20 protein-coding genes, 1 other RNA gene and 1 pseudogene are annotated in these 21,806 nt (G+C 31.9%); 20 read left to right on the forward strand and 2 right to left on the reverse strand.

What is annotated here, in order from left to right; genetic code table 4:
* Positions 1-3: 3 nt before the first annotated feature.
* The 6 genes and pseudogenes from ftsY to ACOMC1_RS00480 all read left to right on the forward strand — a co-directional run.
* Positions 4-936, forward strand: a pseudogene (gene ftsY, locus ACOMC1_RS00455) (signal recognition particle-docking protein FtsY); the annotation flags it as partial.
* The gene (locus ACOMC1_RS00460; protein WP_420330688.1) at positions 929-1,153 is read left to right on the forward strand and encodes a sigma factor-like helix-turn-helix DNA-binding protein; all 225 of its coding nucleotides are present in this window, start codon (positions 929-931) and stop codon (positions 1,151-1,153) included. The pseudogene ftsY and the gene ACOMC1_RS00460, both read left to right, overlap by 8 nt.
* A 128-nt stretch (positions 1,154-1,281) precedes the next feature.
* The gene (gene pyrH, locus ACOMC1_RS00465; protein WP_420330689.1) at positions 1,282-1,998 is read left to right on the forward strand and encodes a UMP kinase; all 717 of its coding nucleotides are present in this window, start codon (positions 1,282-1,284) and stop codon (positions 1,996-1,998) included.
* 1 nt (position 1,999) lies between these two features.
* The gene (gene frr / locus ACOMC1_RS00470; protein WP_420330690.1) at positions 2,000-2,551 is read left to right on the forward strand and encodes a ribosome recycling factor; all 552 of its coding nucleotides are present in this window, start codon (positions 2,000-2,002) and stop codon (positions 2,549-2,551) included.
* A 35-nt stretch (positions 2,552-2,586) separates the two neighbouring features.
* Positions 2,587-3,528: a phosphatidate cytidylyltransferase gene (locus ACOMC1_RS00475; protein ID WP_420330691.1), complete on the forward strand. Its 942-nt coding sequence runs from the start codon at positions 2,587-2,589 to the stop codon at positions 3,526-3,528.
* Between the two features lie 257 nt (positions 3,529-3,785).
* Complete coding sequence (locus ACOMC1_RS00480) at positions 3,786-8,075, forward strand: PolC-type DNA polymerase III (RefSeq protein ID WP_420330692.1); 4,290 nt, start codon at positions 3,786-3,788, stop codon at positions 8,073-8,075.
* A gap of 49 nt (positions 8,076-8,124) precedes the next feature.
* On the opposite strand, the gene ACOMC1_RS00485 is transcribed toward ACOMC1_RS00480, so the two are convergent.
* A complete protein-coding gene (locus ACOMC1_RS00485) occupies positions 8,125-8,991 on the reverse strand; it encodes a thymidylate synthase (protein ID WP_420330693.1) in 867 nt (288 codons plus the stop codon).
* A gap of 121 nt (positions 8,992-9,112) precedes the next feature.
* Between ACOMC1_RS00485 and ACOMC1_RS00490 the strand changes: the two genes are divergently transcribed.
* From ACOMC1_RS00490 to pyrE, 8 genes are all read left to right on the forward strand, one after another.
* A complete protein-coding gene (locus ACOMC1_RS00490) occupies positions 9,113-9,865 on the forward strand; it encodes a nitroreductase family protein (protein ID WP_420330694.1) in 753 nt (250 codons plus the stop codon).
* Between the two features lie 15 nt (positions 9,866-9,880).
* Positions 9,881-9,977, forward strand: an RNA gene (ffs, locus tag ACOMC1_RS00495) — signal recognition particle sRNA small type.
* Positions 9,978-10,049: 72 nt separating this feature from the next.
* On the forward strand, positions 10,050-10,907 hold the full coding sequence (locus ACOMC1_RS00500; RefSeq protein WP_420330695.1) for an aspartate carbamoyltransferase catalytic subunit: 858 nt from the start codon (positions 10,050-10,052) through the stop codon (positions 10,905-10,907).
* Complete coding sequence (glnA, locus tag ACOMC1_RS00505) at positions 10,900-12,207, forward strand: type I glutamate--ammonia ligase (protein WP_420330696.1); 1,308 nt, start codon at positions 10,900-10,902, stop codon at positions 12,205-12,207. Before ACOMC1_RS00500 ends, glnA begins: the two co-directional genes overlap by 8 nt.
* A gap of 263 nt (positions 12,208-12,470) precedes the next feature.
* On the forward strand, positions 12,471-13,703 hold the full coding sequence (locus ACOMC1_RS00510; RefSeq protein WP_420330697.1) for a dihydroorotase: 1,233 nt from the start codon (positions 12,471-12,473) through the stop codon (positions 13,701-13,703).
* 13 nt (positions 13,704-13,716) lie between these two features.
* The gene (locus ACOMC1_RS00515; RefSeq protein ID WP_420330698.1) at positions 13,717-14,682 is read left to right on the forward strand and encodes a dihydroorotate dehydrogenase; all 966 of its coding nucleotides are present in this window, start codon (positions 13,717-13,719) and stop codon (positions 14,680-14,682) included.
* A 1-nt stretch (position 14,683) separates the two neighbouring features.
* Positions 14,684-15,385, forward strand: a complete 702-nt coding sequence (gene pyrF / locus ACOMC1_RS00520) for an orotidine-5'-phosphate decarboxylase (RefSeq protein ID WP_420330699.1) — start codon at positions 14,684-14,686, stop codon at positions 15,383-15,385.
* Positions 15,378-15,977 (forward strand): orotate phosphoribosyltransferase, encoded by a 600-nt coding sequence (gene pyrE / locus ACOMC1_RS00525; RefSeq protein ID WP_420330700.1) that lies wholly within the window; start codon positions 15,378-15,380, stop codon positions 15,975-15,977. Before pyrF ends, pyrE begins: the two co-directional genes overlap by 8 nt.
* 37 nt (positions 15,978-16,014) lie before the next feature.
* Here the strand turns inward: pyrE and ACOMC1_RS00530 are convergent, their stop codons facing one another.
* A complete protein-coding gene (locus ACOMC1_RS00530; protein ID WP_420330701.1) occupies positions 16,015-16,440 on the reverse strand; it encodes a hypothetical protein in 426 nt (141 codons plus the stop codon).
* A gap of 149 nt (positions 16,441-16,589) precedes the next feature.
* Between ACOMC1_RS00530 and dnaX the strand changes: the two genes are divergently transcribed.
* From dnaX to ACOMC1_RS00560, 6 genes are all read left to right on the forward strand, one after another.
* Positions 16,590-18,911, forward strand: coding sequence for a DNA polymerase III subunit gamma/tau (dnaX, locus tag ACOMC1_RS00535; RefSeq protein ID WP_420330702.1), 2,322 nt, complete (start codon positions 16,590-16,592; stop codon positions 18,909-18,911).
* Between the two features lie 16 nt (positions 18,912-18,927).
* Entirely contained in the window at positions 18,928-19,221 is a 294-nt protein-coding gene (locus ACOMC1_RS00540; protein ID WP_420330703.1) for a YbaB/EbfC family nucleoid-associated protein, read from the forward strand.
* Positions 19,221-19,850, forward strand: coding sequence for a dTMP kinase (tmk, locus tag ACOMC1_RS00545; protein ID WP_420330704.1), 630 nt, complete (start codon positions 19,221-19,223; stop codon positions 19,848-19,850). The genes ACOMC1_RS00540 and tmk overlap by 1 nt, the downstream gene beginning before the upstream one ends.
* A 120-nt stretch (positions 19,851-19,970) precedes the next feature.
* Positions 19,971-20,933, forward strand: a complete 963-nt coding sequence (locus ACOMC1_RS00550; protein ID WP_420330705.1) for a hypothetical protein — start codon at positions 19,971-19,973, stop codon at positions 20,931-20,933.
* The gene (gene rsmI, locus ACOMC1_RS00555; protein ID WP_420330706.1) at positions 20,933-21,610 is read left to right on the forward strand and encodes a 16S rRNA (cytidine(1402)-2'-O)-methyltransferase; all 678 of its coding nucleotides are present in this window, start codon (positions 20,933-20,935) and stop codon (positions 21,608-21,610) included. The genes ACOMC1_RS00550 and rsmI overlap by 1 nt, the downstream gene beginning before the upstream one ends.
* Positions 21,603-21,797 (forward strand): DUF951 family protein, encoded by a 195-nt coding sequence (locus ACOMC1_RS00560; RefSeq protein ID WP_420330707.1) that lies wholly within the window; start codon positions 21,603-21,605, stop codon positions 21,795-21,797. Before rsmI ends, ACOMC1_RS00560 begins: the two co-directional genes overlap by 8 nt.
* Positions 21,798-21,806 lie beyond the last annotated feature (9 nt).

Raw genomic sequence — 21,806 nt, forward strand, 5'->3', positions numbered from 1 at the left:
AANCTTGATAAGTATGTAGCTGGTCTAGATAAAACTGGATCATCATTCTCTAGACGTCTAAAAGAACTTCAAACTCGTCACAACACAGTTGATGAAGATTATCTTGAAGATCTTGAAGAAGCTTTAATTATGTCTGACATTTCAGTCGAATTAGTTATGGACATCGTTGATGAAGTTCGTAAAGAAGTTAAGATTGAAAATGTTACTGACATTTCACTTGTTAACGAAATTATTGCTGAAAAAATGTTTGTTATTTATACAAATAAATCAAATATTGATACTTCACTAAACATCGAAGAGGATAGAATTAATGTTATCTTAATGGTTGGGGTTAATGGTGCTGGTAAAACTACATCAATTGCTAAACTGGCCAATATGTTAAAACAAGAAGGTAAAAAAGTTCTTATTGCTGCTGGAGATACATTCCGTGCTGGTGCCGTTGAACAACTGGGTGTTTGAGCTGATAGAATCGGTTGTGAAATTGTTAAACCAATTAAAGAAGGAATTGATCCTGCATCAGTTGTTTATGATGCTGTAGCTAAAGCAAAAGCAGAAGATTACGATGTATTAATTATCGATACTGCCGGAAGACTACAAAACAAAGTTAACTTAATGAATGAGCTAGCTAAAATGAATAAAATTATTCAAAAAGAAATTCCTAATGCACCACATGAATCACTATTAGTTATTGATGCAACAACTGGTCAAAACGGAGTTTCACAAGCAACTTCATTTAAAGAGGTAACACCACTAACGGGTATTATTCTTACAAAAATGGACGGAACATCTAAGGGTGGTATTGTTCTAACTATTAAAGATAAATTAGAACTTGCCGTTAAATACATGGGACTTGGAGAATCATTAGATGATTTACAAGAGTTTGACCTTGACGCATTCATTTACGGAATGACAAAAGGATTAATGGAAGATGAATAAATTAGAAGAAAGAGAATACTACTTAGATCTCTTTGATAAATATAGTGGTTTTCTAACTCAAACACAAAAACAAGCTATTCAATTATGCTGAATTGAAGATTTATCATTAGCAGAGGCTTCAGAAGTTGTTGCAACTACAAGAAGTGCAATACATGATGCTATAAGCAAAGGTAAAAAGAAACTTGATAAAATTAATAAAAAAATGAATGGTGAATAATTAAAAGAACTGAATGGTTCTTTTTTCTTTTTTAAAATAACTTGAATTAGTTAATATTATTTAACAAAATTACAAGAGGTTTTTTAATTTAATGTATAATTCATAAAGAAAATAAAAGGGGTTTTTATATGAAATATAAGAGAATTATTATTAAACTTTCTGGAGAAGGTTTAGCGAATAAGGAAGATAGTTTATCAATTGATTTTAAAAAAGTTAAATTAATTGCTGAGCAAATTAAAAAAATACAAGAGCAAGGTGTACAAGTTGGTGTTGTTGTTGGTGGAGGTAACTTCTGAAGAGGTGCTTCAGCTGAAAAGAATGGTATTCCAAGATCTAGAGCAGATTACATAGGAATGCTTGCAACAATCATGAACTCACTTGCATTACAATCAGGTTTTGAAGGTTGTGGAATTAAAACAAGAGTTCAATCTGCAGTTAACATCGACCAAAGAGTTGCTGAATACTACATTAAAGAAAAAGCTATGAATTACTTATCACAAGGTGAATTAGTAATCTTCGCTGGTGGAACAGGTAGACCATTCTTTACAACAGATACTACTTCAACACTTGTAGCATCTGAAATCGGTGCAGACATTATCCTTATGGGTAAAAACGGAACTGATGGAATTTATACAGCAGATCCTAAAGTTGACCCTTCAGCAACACATATTGCTGAAATCACATATGATGAATTACTTGAAAGAGGTCTTGCAGTTATGGATTCAACAGCTGCAGCTATGGCTAGAGATAACGGTGTTAGTCTAATGGTTTTCAACATTAATGAAGAAGACGCATTAGTAAAAGCAATTGAAGGAAAAATTAAACATACTAAGGTGGTTAAATAATATGGAATTAGATTTATACATAATGGAAGCTGAAGATGGGATGAAAACATCTGTTGAAAATTACGAAGTTAACATTTCAAGAATTTCAGCTGGTAGAGCAAACCCAATGATCCTTAACTCTGTAAAAATGGATTACTATGGAACACCAACTCCAATTAACCAATTGGCATCTGTTTCTGTTCCTGAACCAAGACAATTATTGATTAAACCCTTTGAACAAAATATCAATAAAGATATCGTAGCAGTAATCAACTCAGCATCACTTGGATTAAATGCTGTTGATGAAGGTCACCAAGCACGTATCACTTTCCCAGAACTAACAACTGATCGTAGAAGACAACTTGTTAAGGGATTAAGTGAATTCACTGAACAAGCTAAAATCGGTGTTCGTGCAGCGAGACAAGATGCAAATAAAATGATTAAAAAAGATGATGAACTTTCAGAAGATGATGTAAGACATTATCTTGATGAAATTCAAAAACTAACAAACTCATTTATTGCTAAAATCGATGTTATGACAAAACAAAAAACTGAAGAACTAATGACAATCTAGGTAAAACCTAGATTTTTTCTACTATAATTATGTATATGAAAAATTACATAAAAAATATCAACCCAAGATACCCATCAGCTATTATTGCAGCATTGCTTATTATTCCGATTTTCATTTGTATTATTTTAGGTGGAGAAGGTGGAAGAATCTTCGGTTCTATCGTAATGATTATAGGTGCTATTTATGGTTCTTATGAATTCGTTAAGCATATGAAATTACATAAAATTTCAAAGATACTAATTCCTTTCTTGACTGTTTCTGTATTCCTAGTTGAAAAAGACTTCGTAATGATTAATATTATTAGAGATGGCGCTGGAGAATTAGGGAGAATGCAACTTACTCATATGATTGGATTTTCAACAGTATTAATACCTGCAATCATATTAACTCTTGTACTCTTCGATCCTATCGCAAGTACTGAAGGTAAAGTAAAAAGTTATATTTACGCTTTATTCATCACAATAGCTTCTGGATTATTTTTTAGAGTATTATTCTCATTAACAGTCATTGATTGAAAAATTGTTATGTTATTAATTCCTGTAGCAATCATTTCTGATTCATTCGCTTATATAGGGGGATCATTATTAGGTAAGAAATTCCCTAAGAAATTAGCTCCTAAAGTTTCTCCAAAGAAAACATGAGTTGGATTCATCACTGGTTATCTATTTGCAGTTCTTTATATTGTGCTTTACGTACACTTTACAGGTCTGTTTAAGTTTGATGGTGGTGTTTACATTGTTAAGAGTTCATTAATGCTTCCTGAGTCACGTTACATAATTCTATTTGTTGGTATTGCATTAGCATTGCCGATAGTTTCTCCGGTTGGGGACTTGATATTCTCTGCATTCAAAAGAGATATGGATGTTAAAGACTATGGAAAAATTATGCCTGGACACGGGGGTCTTCTTGATAGGATAGATTCTTGAATATTTATAGTAATAACATTTGCATTGATTTTTGAAATGTTAGTATGATAATAAAAACCTAATTCAATAGGTTTTTTATTTTGCCTTTTGAAACTATAAGAGGATACTTTGTTATTTTTTTATGCATTATATTTTCACAATACAACAAATAGAAATGTAAAAAGACATAAATACCTACTTAAAAATAGGAGTTTGAATATTAAAGTGTTTAATGACATTTTTTGAAAATGCAACTTTCGCAATTGTGATTTATTTTTAATAGGGTTTTTTAAAAGTAAATTTCAACCTTACTATATAATTTAATAACTATGAAACAAAAGTTTATAAAATTCGCAGAAAAAATTAAATATGAAATCAGTCCAGAATTATCAGAAGCCCAAATTTACGGTGCAAAATTATTAGAAAAAGACGTCTTTGAACTATACTTCAGATTCGAAAAAACACCATCGGTAGATACGATGGCTGGTTTTGTTGCGGCTATTAATGAGAATTTTGAATTTAGAGCAAAACTAAACTTCAAAATCGAGGAAGTTACTGAAGATGAAGAATTGATTGCTGGATATGTTAAATATGTAATTAGATCATTTATCAATATGCCTCATGTATCTATGCAACTAACTAAAGATCAATTCTCTTATGAAGAGGGAACAATGACTATTGAATTCAAAACTAGAAGTCAATTAGAAAAGATAGAATCATTAACTAATGAAATCCAAAGAGGAATGAAGATGCTTGGTTTCAATAAAATTGAATTTAATCTTGTGTTCAAAGAACCTGAATGAAACTTATTAGAAATGGCTGCAAAAGAAAAAGAAGAAATCCTTAAAAGAGAACTTCCAAAAATCGATGCACAAAAATCTGAACCCGTAGAACATCAAAAGGTTAAAAAATACAATTCAAAAGCTATAGAACTTTCAATACCAGAAGCAAAAGAATTACAAAATGAAAGAGTAACCGTTGAGGGTGAAATCTTTGCGAGAGAAGCCAAAGTCACAAAAACAGGTTGAAATATTATTGAACTTGCAATCACTGACTACAAAGATGCTGTTTATCTTTCTATCTTTGCTGGAAAAGGAGAAGAAGAAGCTGCTAAATATAATCAATATAAAGTTGGGAGTTGAGTAAGTGTTTCAGGTCAAATGACACTAAACACTTATAAAGGTAATCAACACGAAATTAAAGTAAATAAAATAGCTCCTATTAAACCTAAGAAATCTAATAGACAAGACAACGCTACTAAAAAGCGTGTTGAACTAAACACAAAGACAATCATGTCTACTATGGATGGTATTGCATCAGCTGGTGATTATGTAGCCAGAGCAAAAGAGTGAGGACATAGTGCTATTGCTATTCTTGACTCAGAGTCTGTACAAGCATTCCCAGATTTTTATAATTCATCAAAAGGGATAAAAGCTATATATGGTTGTTCTTTCAACATGGTTGATAAAAAAGCTAATTCAGTTATCAATCCAACAGATGAAGGTCTTTCAGATGCTAAATATATCGTATTCGACCTTGAAACTACAGGACTGTCACCACGTTTTGAAGACATCATAGAATTTGGTGCTACAAAAGTTGTGGGTGGACAAATGGTAGAACGTAAACAATTCTTCATTAAACCATCAAAAGAAATTCCGGATTTCATCCAAGAGTTAACAGGTATTACACAAGACATGTGTGAAGATGCCGTTAATGAAGAGCAAGGTATGAAAGATATTCGTGATTACGTTGAAGGGTATGTTCTTGTTGCTCATAATGCAGCATTCGATATGGGATTTATTGACGAGAAACTCGCCAAGTATAATCTTGAACCTTTAAACGCTGTTGTTGTGGATACATTGCCGGCTGCAAAAATTCTAGATCCAGATCAAAAAAGATTTAGACTTGAAAATGTAGCACTCAAAAATGGACACACATACGATTCAACAGTTGCTCACCGTGCTGACTACGATGCTGAAGTTCTAGCTAACACTTGATTAACAATGATTGCAAGATTTAAACGTCAAGGAATAATGACATTGAACGACTTAGCAACAAAAGTTAACGACACTGTTTACAAAACTTCTTTCTCTAAAGAGGTTTCAGTTATAGCTAAAAACAACCAAGGTCTAAAAGAGTTATTTAAATTAGTTTCTAAATCATTAACAGAACAATACTTTAAATCACCAAGACTATTCTGACAAGATTTACCAAAATCAGAAAACTTACTAATAGGTTCTGGTGGTATTAAATCTAAATTTGTTGACTTAATACTTACTGGTACAACTCAACAAATAATCGATGACATCCAAAGATATGACTACATCGAAGTACAACCGCTTAGAAACTTCTCTCATTTAATTTCAAGGAGAAATATTTCTAAACAAAATGTTAAAGATTCTATTAAGTTTGTAATTGAAGAAGCTAAGAAAGCTGGCAAGCCAGTTGTGGCAACTGGTGATGCTCGTTATGTTGATGATATGGATTCAATTTACCATTCAGTTTACATTAATGCAAAAGGTCTTGGAGGAGTTAGACATTATCTATTCAAATATAATGAAAGAAACCCTCAATACCCAGTCCAATCACTTCTTACTACAAATGAAATGAAAGAACAATTTGCATGATTAGGTGTTGAAGACTTAATTGAAGAAATTGTTGTTACAAATACAAATATGATCGCAGATCAAATCGAATCAGTTCAAGTTATTAAGGATGACCTATATACTCCTAAGATTGATCAATCAGATGAGTTACTAACTGAACTTGTTTGAAAAACTGCAAAAGAACAATATGGTGAAGAATTACCTGAAATTGTTTCAGACAGAATTGAAAGAGAACTTGGTAACATCATTAAATATGGATTTGGTATTATCTACTATATTTCACATAAACTGGTTGCTAAGTCTCTTGAAGATGGGTACTTAGTTGGTTCTCGTGGTTCTGTTGGTTCATCTATTGTTGCTACATTCTCTGGTATTACAGAAGTAAACCCATTACCAGCACACTATGTATGTAAGAATTGTAAATATTCTGAATTCCATGGTGGAGGAGACTTTAAGTGTGGATACGACTTACCAGATAAGTACTGTCCAAAATGTGAAAAAATGCTTTACAAAGAAGGGCATGATATTCCATTCGAAACATTCCTTGGTTTTGAAGCTGATAAAGTTCCTGATATCGATCTTAACTTCTCAGGTGATTACCAACCAATCATTCACCAAGAAGTTAAAAGAATATTTGGTGATAAGCATGCTTTCCGTGCCGGAACAATTTCTACCGTTGCTGAAAAAACAGCGTTCGGTTATGTTCGTGCTTGAGCAGAAGAAAATGGTAAAACAATTTCTAGAGCCTTCACAGAATTTATGGCTAAAAATGTTAAAGGTACAAAACGTACAACGGGTCAACACCCTGGTGGTATTATTATCATCCCTGGAGAATTTGATGTTGAGGATTTCTCAGCAATTAACTTCCCAGCAAATGATACTGACGCTGCTTGAAAAACAACTCACTTCGACTTCCACGCCATCCACGATAATGTTCTTAAATTAGACTTACTTGGACACGATGATCCCACCGCTATTAAAATGTTGGAGAGATTAACAGGTGTGGTTGCTACAGAAATTCCTAACTGTGATGAAAATATTATTTCTTTATTCTCTTCACCAAAAGCATTAGGTATTGAACCACAAGATATTTCTGGTGAAACAACTGGAGCCATGGGTATTCCTGAATTTGGTACAAAATTCGTACGTGGAATGCTTAAATCAGTTAAGGTTGACACATTTGCCGATTTAGTATCTATTTCAGGTCTGTCACATGGTACAGACGTTTGAACAAATAATGGTGCCGACTTGATTCGTGACTACAATAAAAAAATCGGGGATCTTATTTCCTGTCGTGATGACATCATGACATACCTTATTAATAAAGGTATGGATTCAAAAGAGTCATTTGTTATCATGGAACAAGTTCGTAAAGGTAAATCAGTTACAGCTGAGCAAGAAGAAAAAATGAAGGCTGCAGGTGTTGAAGAATGATACATCGAGTCATGTAAGAAAATCAAATACATGTTCCCTAAAGCCCACGCTACAGCGTATGTTAAAATGGCATGAAGAATTGCATGATTTAAACTTTACCACCCATTAGCTTACTATGCAACTTACTTTACTACCAGAGCGGATGTTTCAGATGTTGAAACATTAATGGAAGGTAAAGAAAAAATTAAAGAAGTTCTTGTTGACTTCAAAGCTAGAAGATATAAACGTGGTGAAGAAGCATTAAGTAACAAAGAAGAAAACTTAATTCCTATCCTGGAACTTTCTGAAGAATTATATGCACGTGGATTCAATGTTTCAAATATTGATATCAACAACTCACTTGCTAATGAATGAAAAATACATGAAAATGGAAGAACATTAATCCCTCCATTCTCAACAATTGATGGACTTGGAGATGCTGTTGCAGTAAGTATTGTAAAAGCAAGACAAGAAAGAGAATTCACATCTGTTGAAGATGTTATGAAACGTTCTTCTCTAAACAAGACATCAAAAGAAAAACTTAATAAACTTGGTGTGTTTAAAGGTATGGAAGAAACAAACCAATTATCATTATTCTAAAACTTACTAAGGTAAGTTTTTTTATTTAAAAAAATAGCCTAAGCTATTTTTATACTGCCACTTTACCTTTAATTAAAGGGTGTGGATCATAATCACATAATTTAATGTCATCGAATGTAAAGTCAAATAGTGATTTTATGTCTTTGTTTAATTCAACTCTTGGTAACGCTTTTGGTTTTCTTGAAAGTTGTTCATTAACTTGTTCGATGTGGTTTGAATAAATGTGTGTATCACCTGTTGTGTGGATGAATTCTTTAGCTTTTAATCCCGTTACTTGTGCAACCATCATTAATAACAATGAATATGAAGCTATGTTGAACGGAACACCTAAAAATACATCTGCTGATCTTTGGTAAAGTTGTAATGAAAGCTCTCCATTATTAACAAAGAATTGGAAGAAAGTATGACAAGGTGGTAATGCCATGCTTTCAATGTGTGGTGGATTTCATGAAGATACAATCAGCCTTCTACTGTTTGGGTTTGTCTTGATTTGTTCAATAACATTTTTCAATTGATCAACACCTTCGAAGTCCCTTCATTGTTTTCCATAAACAGGTCCTAATTCTCCGAATTTTTTGGCAAATTCTTCATCTGATTTGATTTTTTCAACAAATTCAGCTTGTGTCTCATTTTTGTATTCTGTACTATTTTTAAAACTTTCATAAGGTCATTCGTTTCAAATTCTAACTCCATTATCAACTAAGTATTTTATATTTGTATCACCATTAATGAATCATAATAATTCATGAACAACCGCTTTTCAAAATACCTTTTTAGTTGTTAAAAGTGGGAACCCCTCTGTTAAATCGTATCTTCTTTGTGTTCCAAATTTAGAAATTGTACCTGTTCCGGTTCTATCGCCTTTTTTTGATCCTGATTCTAAGATTTCTTCCATCAAAGTTAAATATTGTTTCATATTATCTCCTACTATTACTCTCTCGTGTATGTATAATTAAATTATAAAGTTTTCAGTCAAAGAAAGTTATTAGATATATTTAAATATCATTACATCGTTGATGAAAAAGAAAGAGGTCAGAATGGAATTTACACAAAAACAATTAAATAGAAGATCAGAAAGAGCTTTGGATATTAACAAACCAATATCAAAAGAAAATATAGAAAAATTAAGAGATGTTGTTAATGCAGGAGCAACTTCAATAAATGGTCAAGGAGCATCAGCAATCTTTATTCAAGATAAAGACATGATTGCAAAATTATCTAAATACAACTGAAATCAAGAACACATCAAAAAAGCATCTTTATTCATTCTTTTCGTTGGAGATATGAATAGATTAAAATATGCATATGAAAAACAAGGCATTAAAGATTGAGAATTAAATGATAAAAACTTCAGTGAGTTATTAAACATTGGTACAATTGACGCCACAATTAAAGCGCAATCTGTAGTAGATGCTGCCCTTACACTAGATATGGGTACATGTTTCATCGGTGGTATGAGACCAGTATCTGACAAACTAATAGAGGATTTAAACTTACCAAGTAATGTATTCCCAATTATCGGTTTAACTGTTGGACACATAGAAAAACAAGAAGAAGTAAAACCAAAATTAGATGCAGTATTTTTCGAAAAATATGATGATGAAAAAATGCGTAAAGAAGTGGATAGATATGATGAAGTAATGAAGGGATATTACGACAAACGTTCTTCAAATAAGAAAGAGGCTAATTGAAGTTCAGTAACTACTGGAACATATAATTATTCATTTTCAGGACCTATGTATGACAAATATTACAAATTATTAAAATCTAAATTTAATACTAAAAAGTAATCAAATATTATATAATTTAATAGCCATCACAACGGAAACCTTGTAACCCGGTCAGGCCAGGAATGGAGCAGCCGCATCGAGAAGTGCTGTGTGTGGTGGTTTTTTTATGCCCTTTTTTCTATGTGAGTTTTTTTTAACTTTTTTGTTGGAGAAAACCTATAAAAAAAGTAATAGAATAATCTTAATGAAATTTTTAACATCGAAAACATGAACAAGGGACAATCTCACTGACTTCTTTAAACGAACTAGTGAGAGCGACTTTTGTTCCCTAGAAGACAAAACATATGCAATGCTATTTTTCGAAAACTCAACAAGGACTCACTATTCGTTTAACAAGGCCGTTCAGGACTTGGGAGGAAAAGTGCTAGATTTAAACACTAGTGCTTCCTCATTAAGCAAAGGTGAGTCTTTTTATGACACAGTTAAGACGTTTGAGGCATTCGGAGTAGATGGTATTGTAATCAGGAGTTCAATTAAGGAGTATTGAAACCAATTAGAAGGAATAAATGTACCAATTATTAACGCAGGTGATGGAGCGAGTTCACATCCTTCACAAGCTTTATTAGATATGTACACTGTATACAAAGAAAAAGGAATGATTGAAAATCAAAGAATTTTAATCATTGGTGATATTAAGCACTCAAGAGTTGCTAAAACAAATATCGACACATGAAGAAAAGTAGGTTCTCAAGTAGATATCACTGGGCCTATGGAGTTTAAGATTGACGATCCAGGATGAATTGATGAATTCGATTCTAAGCTAGATCAGTATGATGTGGTAATGCTATTAAGAATTCAAAGAGAGCGTTTAGATACAGAATATAACGATGAGGACTATAATAATAAATATGGTTTAAACTCAGAAAGATTAAAACGTATGAAAAAAGACGCAATCATTATGCACCCAGGACCTTTCAATAGAGGGGTTGAACTTACTGATGATGTTCTAGACGATCAAAGATGTCGTATATGAGAACAAGTGAGAAATGGTGTGGAAGTTAGAAAAATGATTCTAGCAGTTACCAAGGAGACACATGAATAAAAAAGAAATTCTTGATATTATCAAGAAGAAAGAAATACAGTTTATACAATTACAGTTTATCAACATACACGGGGAATTACATAGTGTTGAAATACCGGTAAATCATATTGAAGGAATGCTAAATTCTGAAACTATGATTGATGGTTCATCTATTAAGGGATATACAAAGATAGATAATTCGGATTTATATCTAAAACCAGATCTTGATACCTTCTTGGTACTTGATTTTATCAACACACCTTATACAGTAGCTAGATTTATATGTGATGTTCTTAATAAAGACGGAACAATGTTTGAAGGTGGCTCAAGACAAACTCTAAGAAGAGTTGAAGAAAAAGCTTCTAAATCAAACTATAAATTATATGCAGGACTGGAAGCGGAATTCTTCTTATTAGAAAAAGATGAAAATGGTAAACTTATCCCAGTTGATAAAGCTGATTACTTTGGAACAACTCCAGGTGATACTGTTTCTGATTTAAAAAGAGAAATGGCGGTTCAATTAATGAATCACGGTTTTGATATCGAAGCCTTTCATAAAGAAGTTGCTCCAGGACAACATGAAATTAACTTCAAATACGATACAGCTTTAAAAACAGCTGACAGAATGATTACATTCAAATGAATAGTTAAAACAATTGCGGATCAATATGGATTAATTGCAACATTTATGCCTAAACCATTTGAAGGTAAGAGTGGTTCAGGGCTTCATTCTAATATATCTATCTTTAAAGATGGAAAAAATATGTTTTGTAATGATAAGGATGAATTATCTAAAGAAATGATGCACTTCATTGCAGGAATCATTAAGAGAACTAAAGAGATGAGTGCAATTACAAATGCATCAGTTAACTCATATAAAAGATTAATACCTGGTTTTGAAGCTCCAAATTGTATCGCTTGATCAGATTCTAATAGATCGGCAATGATTAGAGTTCCGGCATCTCGTGGTGCGGGAACACGTGTAGAAGTAAGAAGTGTAGATGCAACATCAAACCCTTACATAATGCTTGCCGCATTATTCTCAGCTGGTATTGAGGGTATCGAGAAAAAAGAAACACCTTTAAAACCTGTTTATGAAAACCTTTATAAACTTTCAGCTGAAGAATTAAAAGAAATGAATATTGATTTCATACCTTGTTCATTAGGTGAGGCTCTTGAATTATTCAAGGAATCAGAGTTTTTAAAGGAAATTATGGGTGAATGTCAATTCGAACATTACTATAAGCATAAACTTACTGAATGAAAAGAATTTAATCAAGTAGTTCATCAGTGAGAAATAGAAAAATACATCAAATATTAATTAAAACTCTTGAAAAAAAGAGTTTTTTTATTTTTGTAAACTATGATAAATAGTGATTATTATCGGACTAGTTCTTAATGTTATGATTTATTATCAAAACAAATTTCTATTTTTATGTAATATTATATTAATGAAAAACACACATGTAGATACAAATAAAAAAATTAGACTGGTACAAGACCAGCTACAATTTTCAATTTTTGTTTACATTTAGAAAATAAGGGATATATTCCCTTATTTTTTTGTGGATTTAAGGAGTAGCAATGAAATATATAAATGGAATTATTTACTACAAGGGTGAATTGGTTAAAAAAGATTTCGCTGTTGTAAATAAAAGAATAGTATTTGATGGTTTAGAGGATATGCAAGATACAAAGGATTTGAAAAACAAAACAGTTTCACCAGGATTTGTGGATGTTCATATACATACGAGAGTCCCGGGATTTGAATATAAGGAAGATTTAGATCATATAGAAAATGCGATGTTGCATGGTGGGTTCACACACGCGATTGCACAATCAAACACGAATCCTAAACCGGATAATTTAGAAACGTTAAAAGATATACAAGAATTGCTCGATGAAAAACGAGTTAATATAATTCAAGCTGCAAGGATTACCAAGGATGACAAAGTAGTGGATATCGGAAAGATGTCGGAGTCCACGAGGTTATTTACTGATGATGGATTTCCAGTGAAGAAAGAAGAAACAATGTTGGATGCTATTAAATTAGCTAAAACAACGGACTCAACATTAATTCTTCATGAAGAAGATAGTGAAATCAAAGGAGAGATGTATCATTGCTCCTTATCTGATAAAGAAAACATCAAATCATTTGATGAAGATTATGAATCAAATATAGTTGAAAGAGACATAAGGTTGAATAAAGGTATAAATGCAAATATACACATGCAACATATCTCAACTGAAAAATCTATAAAGGCAATTGCTAAAGCAAGGGAAGGTGGTATGAATATTACCGCTGAACTTACTCCGCATCACATGTCACTAGATAACGAAATGATTATTAATGATGGTAAGTTCAAAATGAATCCACCATTATCAAAACCAGAAACAAGACAAGCTTTAATAAAGGCTTTAAAAGATGAGGTAATCACAATAATTGCAACAGATCATGCACCACATTCTGTTGAAGAGAAATCTGGAGGGTTCCAAAAATCAGTTAACGGAATAATTGGTTTAGAAACTTCTTTTGCAGTGGTGAACACAATCGCTCAGAAAAACCAAATACCATTGAAGACAATAATAAATGCTATGTCTATTAACCCAGGAAAATTAATGGGTGTCAATATGGAAATAGAAGAAGGAAGTATAGCTAACCTAACAATATTGGATGTTGATAAAAAATGAGTATTTAAACCAGAAAACATTAAATCAAAATCAAAGAATACACCTTTCCTAAATATGGAATTAATCGGTAAGGTTGAATCAATCATCTTAAATGGTGAATACATAGAATTGAAAGAGAAAAATTAACAAGGAGAATATTATGAATATGAAAATTAAAATGCCAGGATTAGAATTTGACAAACCCGTTTACAATGGGTCAGGATCATTTGAGTATGGAGAATACCAATGAACAGCTTTTGCAAAAGCAATGGACTTTCAAGGATTGCCAGCAGTAACATTGAAAACATCAACAATTAAATCAAAAATTACACCAGAGAAAAGATCTAACTTGATGTATTCAAAAGGTTCACAAATAATGAACTCAATCGGTTTACAAAATCCGCCAATTGAAGGTGTTGTTAAAAAGATTGCAGAATATAATGAAATCATAGAACAACCATTAATTGCATCAGCATCAGGTGATACAATTGATGAATTTGCAGAAAACGTAAAAATTCTTTCAGAACAAGATGTTGTTGCTGTAGAAATTAACCTATCATGTCCAAATGTAGACAAGGGTGGAATTACATTTGGTACAGATGTTGAAGTTGTTGAAGAAGTAGTTAGAAGATGTAAAGCAGTTTCTAAAAAACCTATTTACGTTAAATTAACACCTAATGTTACAAATATTGCGGATATTGCAATTGCAGCAGAAAAAGGTGGAGCAGATGCAATCATTGCTATAAACACATTATTAGGATTTATGGTTGATCCTAAAACAGGAAAACCAGTTGTAGCACGTGGTTATGGTGGTTATTCAGGTCCTGGTATTTTCCCAGTAGCAGCAAGAGCTGTTCACCAAATCTTTAAGGTTGTTAATATTCCTATAGTTGGTGTTGGTGGAATTATGAAAGGTCAAGATGTTATTGATATGATGTCTGCAGGAGCTTCAGTTTGTCAAGTAGTTACTGGTTCACACAATGATGTGGAATTCTTCACAAAAATTAATAAAGAAGTTGAAGAAATTTTAGAAGAACTAGGAGTTAAAGATATCAATGAAATCATTGGTAGATCACACAAATTTAAACCAACTCAAGTATTACCACAAGGACAAAATTCACATTAATATGGAATACAATTCAAAAATTATTATTGCGTGTGATTTTAATTCAAAAGAAGAGGTTTATTCATTAGTTGATAAATTAAAAGGTAAAAAATTATTCCTTAAATTAGGAATGCAATTACTTTATAAAGAAGGTTTTGATTTTATTAAAGAATTAAAAAGTCAAGGACACAATATCTTTATTGATTTAAAGGTTCATGATATACCAAATACAGCAAAAAATGCAGTTAAATCAATCGCCACATACGAACCTGATTTTATAACAATTCATGCATTGAATGGAATCGAAGCAATGAAAGCAATGCAAAGTGCAGTAGAGAATAAAAATTCAAAATTATTAGCCGTAACTATTCTAACATCTATGGGTCAAGAAGATATGGAATCTATGAATATAAATGTTCCTGTAAAATCTGAAGTTGACACACTACTTGGCTTAGCTAAAAAAGCCGGAATTTGAGGAGCAGTTTCAAGTGCTCAAGAATCGCCAATGGTAAAGAAACATGGGATGTTTTCTATAACTCCAGGTATCAGATTAGAGAGTGATGAAAATCAAGATCAAAAAAGAGTTTTAACACCTTACAAAGCTATTAAAAATGGTTCAGATTTTATCGTAGTTGGAAGAACTATAACTCAATCAAAAACACCATTAAAAACATATGAAGAAATTGAATCACAAATAAAGAAAGCGGAGGAAGAAAATGAATAAAGTTGCAAAACATTTATTGGATATAAAGGCCGTCCAATTAAACACAAAAAATAAATTTACATGAGCAAGTGGAATTAAATCCCCAATTTATACAGATAACAGATTAATAATGTCTTATCCAGAAGCTAGAAAAGAGATTGAAGAAGAATTTGCTAAGTTAATTATAAGAACTTTCCCTGAAGTTACGTTACTTATGGGTACAGCAACAGCTGGTATTCCACATGCTGCGTTTCTTTCAGAAATCATGGACTTACCAATGGGATATGTTAGAGGTAGCGCAAAAGCACATGGTAAGCAAAATCAAATTGAAGGATTAGTAAGAGAGGGTGATAAAATCGTTGTTATAGAAGACTTATTTTCAACTGGTGGTTCTTCATTAACTGCAATTAAATCACTTGAAGATCAAGGGTATGAGGTATTGGGTGTTGTGTCAATATTCTCATATGAACTAACAAAACTAAAAAACAACTTCAAATCCATAAAATATGCATCATTAGTGACTCTTGACGAGGTATTAGAGGAAGCAAAAAACTCTTCTTACCTTGATTCAAATGAGATTCAAGAGGTTAAAGAGTTCATTTCAAAACTGTAATAAAAAAACAAGTAACCTTGTTTTTTTTATTGGCTTTTTATTTACCTGCTGGTGCATATGGTGGGTGCTTAGCAACTCATGCTGAATCTAATAATTCTTTAGATGCTGCGTGAGCTAAGAAACCTACGATTAATGCTGCAAGTAGAAGTACAATACCTAAACCTAACATTATTCAACCAAATGATTTACCTTTGACGAATGTTAAAATCATTCCTATAACGAATAGTAGTCCAGCGATTGCACCGATAGCAACTGCTATGTAACCTCCATAGTAAGCTAAGTATCAAGCTCCTTTATATTGGTTATTTGGTAATAAATCTAAAGCGTCTTTGTTGAAAGACTTACTTATTGTATGACCGTGGTCCCCGTTTGTTAGTGCCATTGCACCTAAGATAATTCCTAGTAATGCTGCCACTGCGATAATAATCATTGTTACTATCCTTCTTGGTGAAAATTTTCCCATGTATCTCTCCTTTAATATTTCGTGCTTTTATTATACAAGGAAACGACGTCAATACCATAAAAATAAAGAAAAAAATAACTGTATATAATACACTCAATTTTTTTTATTTTTCTCATAGATTTATCAGTTCTCCATGATATGATTTTTATATGAGTTATAAAGCACTATATAGAACACATAGACCGACTAATTTTGATGAAATTAAAGGTCAAGACCATATTACAACAACATTAAAAAACATCATTAAATCTGAGAAGGTATCACATGCGTATTTATTCTCAGGACCAAGAGGTACTGGTAAAACATCAGCTGCTAAAGTATTCGCGAATGTTTTAAACTGTAAAAATCTTTCTGAAGATTTAAAACCATGTTTAAAATGCGGATTATGTTTAGAAGCTAAAAAAGGTTCATCAATGGATATTATTGAAATTGATGCGGCTTCAAACAATGGTGTTGCTGAAATTAGAGAGTTAAGAGATAACGTTAGATACGCTCCATCAAATGCTAAATATAAAATTTACATTATTGATGAGGTTCATATGTTATCAAAGGGAGCTTTTAATGCGTTACTTAAAACATTAGAAGAACCTCCAAAACACGCAATATTTATTTTAGCTACAACAGAACCACATAAAATTCCTGTGACAATATTATCTAGAACACAAAGATTTAATTTTAGACGTGTTGAAGATTCAGTATTAGTTTCTCACTTAATTGAAGTGTTAGACAAAGAAGGGTTAAAATACGATAAATCTTCTATTAAGTTAATTGCAAAATTAGCTAACGGTGGATTACGTGATGCATTATCAATTGCTGACCAAGCATCTTCATATACTAATGGAGGAATTTCTTTCGAAGCTATTTCACAAGTATTTGGAATTGTTTCGTTAGAATCTCAAGTTGACATTATTAATTTTGCTGCAAGTAAAAATGTAGATGGATTATTATCACTAATTAATAAATTTATAGATGGTGGAATTGATCTTACTAGACTTTCAATGTCGCTTATAGATATTATTAAGGACTTCATTATCTTTAATAAAACAGGACAAACTAAATTATTAGAAGTACTTAATGAAGAACAAGTTGGAGAATTATCAATTACAGTAGATTCTGCATATAACATGTTAGATATACTGGTTGAATTAATTACTCAATTATCTCGTTCAGAGTATCCAAGACAAGCATTCGAATTAGCAATGCTTAAATTAACAAAAACAGCAGAAAATGTTGTGGTTATGCCAAAAACATCTCCTGTATTAGAAAACAAAGAACCTGCATTCACAGCAATCCACGAAACAAAAGCACCGATTGTTGAAGAAAAAGTAGAGGAAATTGCAATGCCAGAACCAACGCCTGAATTGCAAGCACCTATTATTAATGGAGATTCAAAACCAAGTCTATTTGAAGAAATTCAAAAAGAAGAAGTTATTCAAGAGTCTCAAGTGGAAGAACCACAAATTGAAGAACCACAAATTGAAGAAGAAGAAGGTGAATCATTACTAGAACAACTTTCAAAACCTAAGAAAGAAATCCTAAATGATCCAACACAACCAAAATATGTTCCATTTATTAATGAAAGACCTGTTGTTAATAAAGTTGAACCAGTTGAACCAACACCTGAACCAAAAATCGAAATGGCTACAGCGCCAAGCGAAAATATTCAATTCGAAAAAACTGATGAAATACCTAATGTTCCAGAAGAATCTTCAGACTCATTAATGGATTTATTCAGTACACAAGAATTAAAAGAAAAAGTTCCTACAGAGGAAACAATAATTGATATGGAAGAAATTGAATCTTCAACTCAAGTTATTTCAGCTGACTTAGAAAAAACAAGTCATGCAGAAGAAATTGAAGAGGACATTACAACAACACAAGAAATTCAAATCAATGCTTATAAAGAAGAAAAAGTTGCTGATGTGCCAATGGCAAACGAAGCTGAAGAACCCGCTGATTTATTATCACTATTCACTTCTGATGCAACAACACAAATTCAAGAACCAACACAAGTAACTAATTCTGTATCAGATATTATTAACTTATTAGTTCAATCAGATAAAGCGGTTCAAGCACACGTTAAGAAATCATGAACTTCAATAATTTCTTATGCAGCGAACTCAAGATATAGTGAATATGCTTCACTGCTTGATTCAGCAAGGTTAATTTCATCTGGTAAAGACTTCATTCTTGTATCATCAAAAGATGCAAGTATCTGTACTAGAATTAACGAAGTTAAATTCAAGAGAAGATTTGTTGAATTGGTTAAACATGTATTTGGAGAAACAAAAAACGTTTTTGCAATTACAAGAGATCAATTTATAGATGTAAAAGAAAGATACACAGTGCTAGCGAAATCAAATTCACTACCACAACCACAAAAAATTATGGTTCCTTCATTAGGGGAACAAGAAAAAACTAAAGCACACAAGTTAGGGGAAGATCTTTTCGGAGAACTATTCTCAGCTTAATATAAAGGAGAAAAATATGAACATAAACGCAATGATGCAACAAGCTAAAAAAATGCAAGCAGAAATGGAAGCTAAACAAGCAGAACTTAATAAAAAAGAATTCCTAATCGAAAGACAAGGAATCTCAATCGTTATCATGGGAGATAGAACTATTAAATCTGTAAAAATCAACGAAGCACTTGTTGATGAAGATGATGTTGAAACATTAGAAGATATGGTAATTATCGCTATGAATGCAGCTAATGCCAAAATTGATGAAGAGCAAGCAGCAATTTCTCCTCAGCAAGCAGGTATGGGGATGCCATTCTAATGGATAAACCATTATTTATAACATTCGAGGGACCAGACGGTTCTGGTAAAACAACAGCTTTAAATAGCTTAGTTAAATACTTACAAAAAAATAGAAACGATCTAAACTTTATATTTACTAGAGAACCAGGTGGTTCACAAAATGCTTCTGCTGAAAAAGTAAGAAACATTATTCTAGATAAAGAAAATGTTATCGGTGATAAATCAGAAGCTTTATTATATGCTGCAGCAAGAAGACTTCACTTAGAACAAACTATTTGACCAGCACTTAAAGAAAACAAATTAGTTCTTTGTGATAGGTATATCGATTCTTCATTAGCATATCAAGGAGAAGGTAGAGGACTAGGAATTGACTTTGTGACTGAATTAAATAATTTAGCAACAGACAACACATGACCAGATGTAACAATATTCTTCGACATTACTCCTGAAAAAGCAATGGAAAGAGCTGCAAATAGAGCTCCTAAGGATAGATTAGAACTTGCGGGTGATGAATTTCACCAAAAAGTTTATAAAGGCTACAAAAAGGTTATAGCTAACGAACCTAAAAGATTTAGAGTTATCGATGCTACACAATCAATCGAAAAAGTATTTGAAGACGTATTAGCAATAATAGCTACATTAATATAATTAATCGCACAAGCGATTTTTTATTTTGCAATTACATACCAAGATAGGAATGAATGTGAATCCTGATAAAGAATTCGATTAATTAAAATCATAATCACTATTTTTCAATATAATTTATATATGTTTATGAAAAACCAAGTAAGAAAAACAAATCCAATAGCATATTCTACAATTAGAAATGCAAAGAGATCAAATAAATTGTCACACGCATACTTAATTTCCGCAGAACAAAGAGTTGATACTTCACCCGTAGCAAACCTTTTATTAAGAGCAATTGTTTGTGTACAAAGAGGTGTTGTGGCATGTGGAGAATGTTCACCTTGTAGAAGAATCGTTGAAGATAAATATGCAGATATTGAAATAGTTGATGGAACAAAAGGAATGATTAAAAAAGAGTTTATTGTTAAGGCGACAGAACACCTAACTCAAACAGCAATTGAAGCTGCAGGTAAAAAGATTCTTTATATTAAGAATATAGAGAACGCAAATAAACAATCAATAAACTCATTATTAAAATTCATTGAAGAACCTCAACCAAATACATTCATAATAATGACAACAAATGATTTAAATAGTGTTTTAAATACAATTAAATCAAGATCACAAATAATGCAACTAAGACCAAAGAACATTGAGATTCTTTCAGAACAAATAGTTGAAAAAGGTGTGATCGCTAAATACAGTAAAGTACTTGCAAATATTTACATTAATGCAGATGATGCTTTTGAAGCATATGAAGGTGACTTTGTTGCTAACTTTAAAGAGATAACACTCTTTATGGAAGAACTTCTTTTAAACAAGAATGAAGCACCGATAATGTTTGAAAATATTATCAAGAAACGTTCAAATTACAAATTGATGTTTGAAATCATGAATATCTTTTTAAATGATATTTGAAGAGCAAAACTTGGTCAAGAAATATATTGTATTTCTAGAGACAAAATTATTAATAAATATGCAGAATCAAACTTTGATTATTCAATAGTTATTGAAGCATTACAAGAGTTCAAAAGAACTGTTGGATATAACGGTAACTTTGACCTAGCAAAAGAAAAATTAATATTCAGAATAATGGAGGCGTAATGGAAGAATCAAAAATCTATATAGTAGGTACACCAATAGGTAACCTAGAAGATATAACAATAAGAGCAATCAACACTTTAAAGATGGTTGATATTATTGCATGTGAAGATACAAGACAAACAAGAAAACTACTTTCTCACTATGAAATAATGGGTAAAAAATTAATTGCTTACCATGATAAAAATGAAAAGAATTCAGCTAAAGGGATCATTGAATTAGTTGAACAAGGCAACAACATCGCGGTTGTTTCGGATGCTGGTATGCCAGTTATTGCGGATCCTGGTTTTGAAGTTATAAGACAAGCAAGAGCTGCTGAAATTAAAATTGAAGTAATTCCTGGTCCATCAGCACAAACTACTGTTGCTGCGATTTCAGGTCTGTCACCTAAATATTCATTCATAGGATTCTTAAATCCTAAAACAGGTAAAAGAAAAAATGAGTTAAAAGCATTACAAGAAGGAACATACGTTACTTATGTTTCTCCATATAAATTAGAATCAACACTTCTAGATATCGAAGAAGTTCATGGTCCTGAAACAAGAGTGTTCTTAGCAAAAGAATTAACTAAAATGCACGAGAAAACTTACGCAGGTACTGTACAACAAGTTTATAACCAAGTAAAGAATAATGTTAAGGGTGAATACACAATGGCATTTGAGGTAAAGAAAAATGATTAGTCCACAAGATTATCAAATAGGGACAATCATAACTTTGAAAAAACCACACCCTTCAAAAACAATTGAATGAGAAGTCATAAGATTGGGTTTAGATATTAAATTAAAGTCAACAACTGTTGAGAACACTTATATCATTATGGAGCGTCCTTCATTCCATAAAAGAGTTAAAACAATAATCAAAAAGTAAAGGGGATAC

The sequence above is a fragment of the Mycoplasma todarodis genome (assembly GCF_965212735.1).
GTDB lineage: Bacteria > Bacillota_I > Bacilli_A > Mycoplasmatales > Metamycoplasmataceae > Mycoplasma_K > Mycoplasma_K todarodis_A.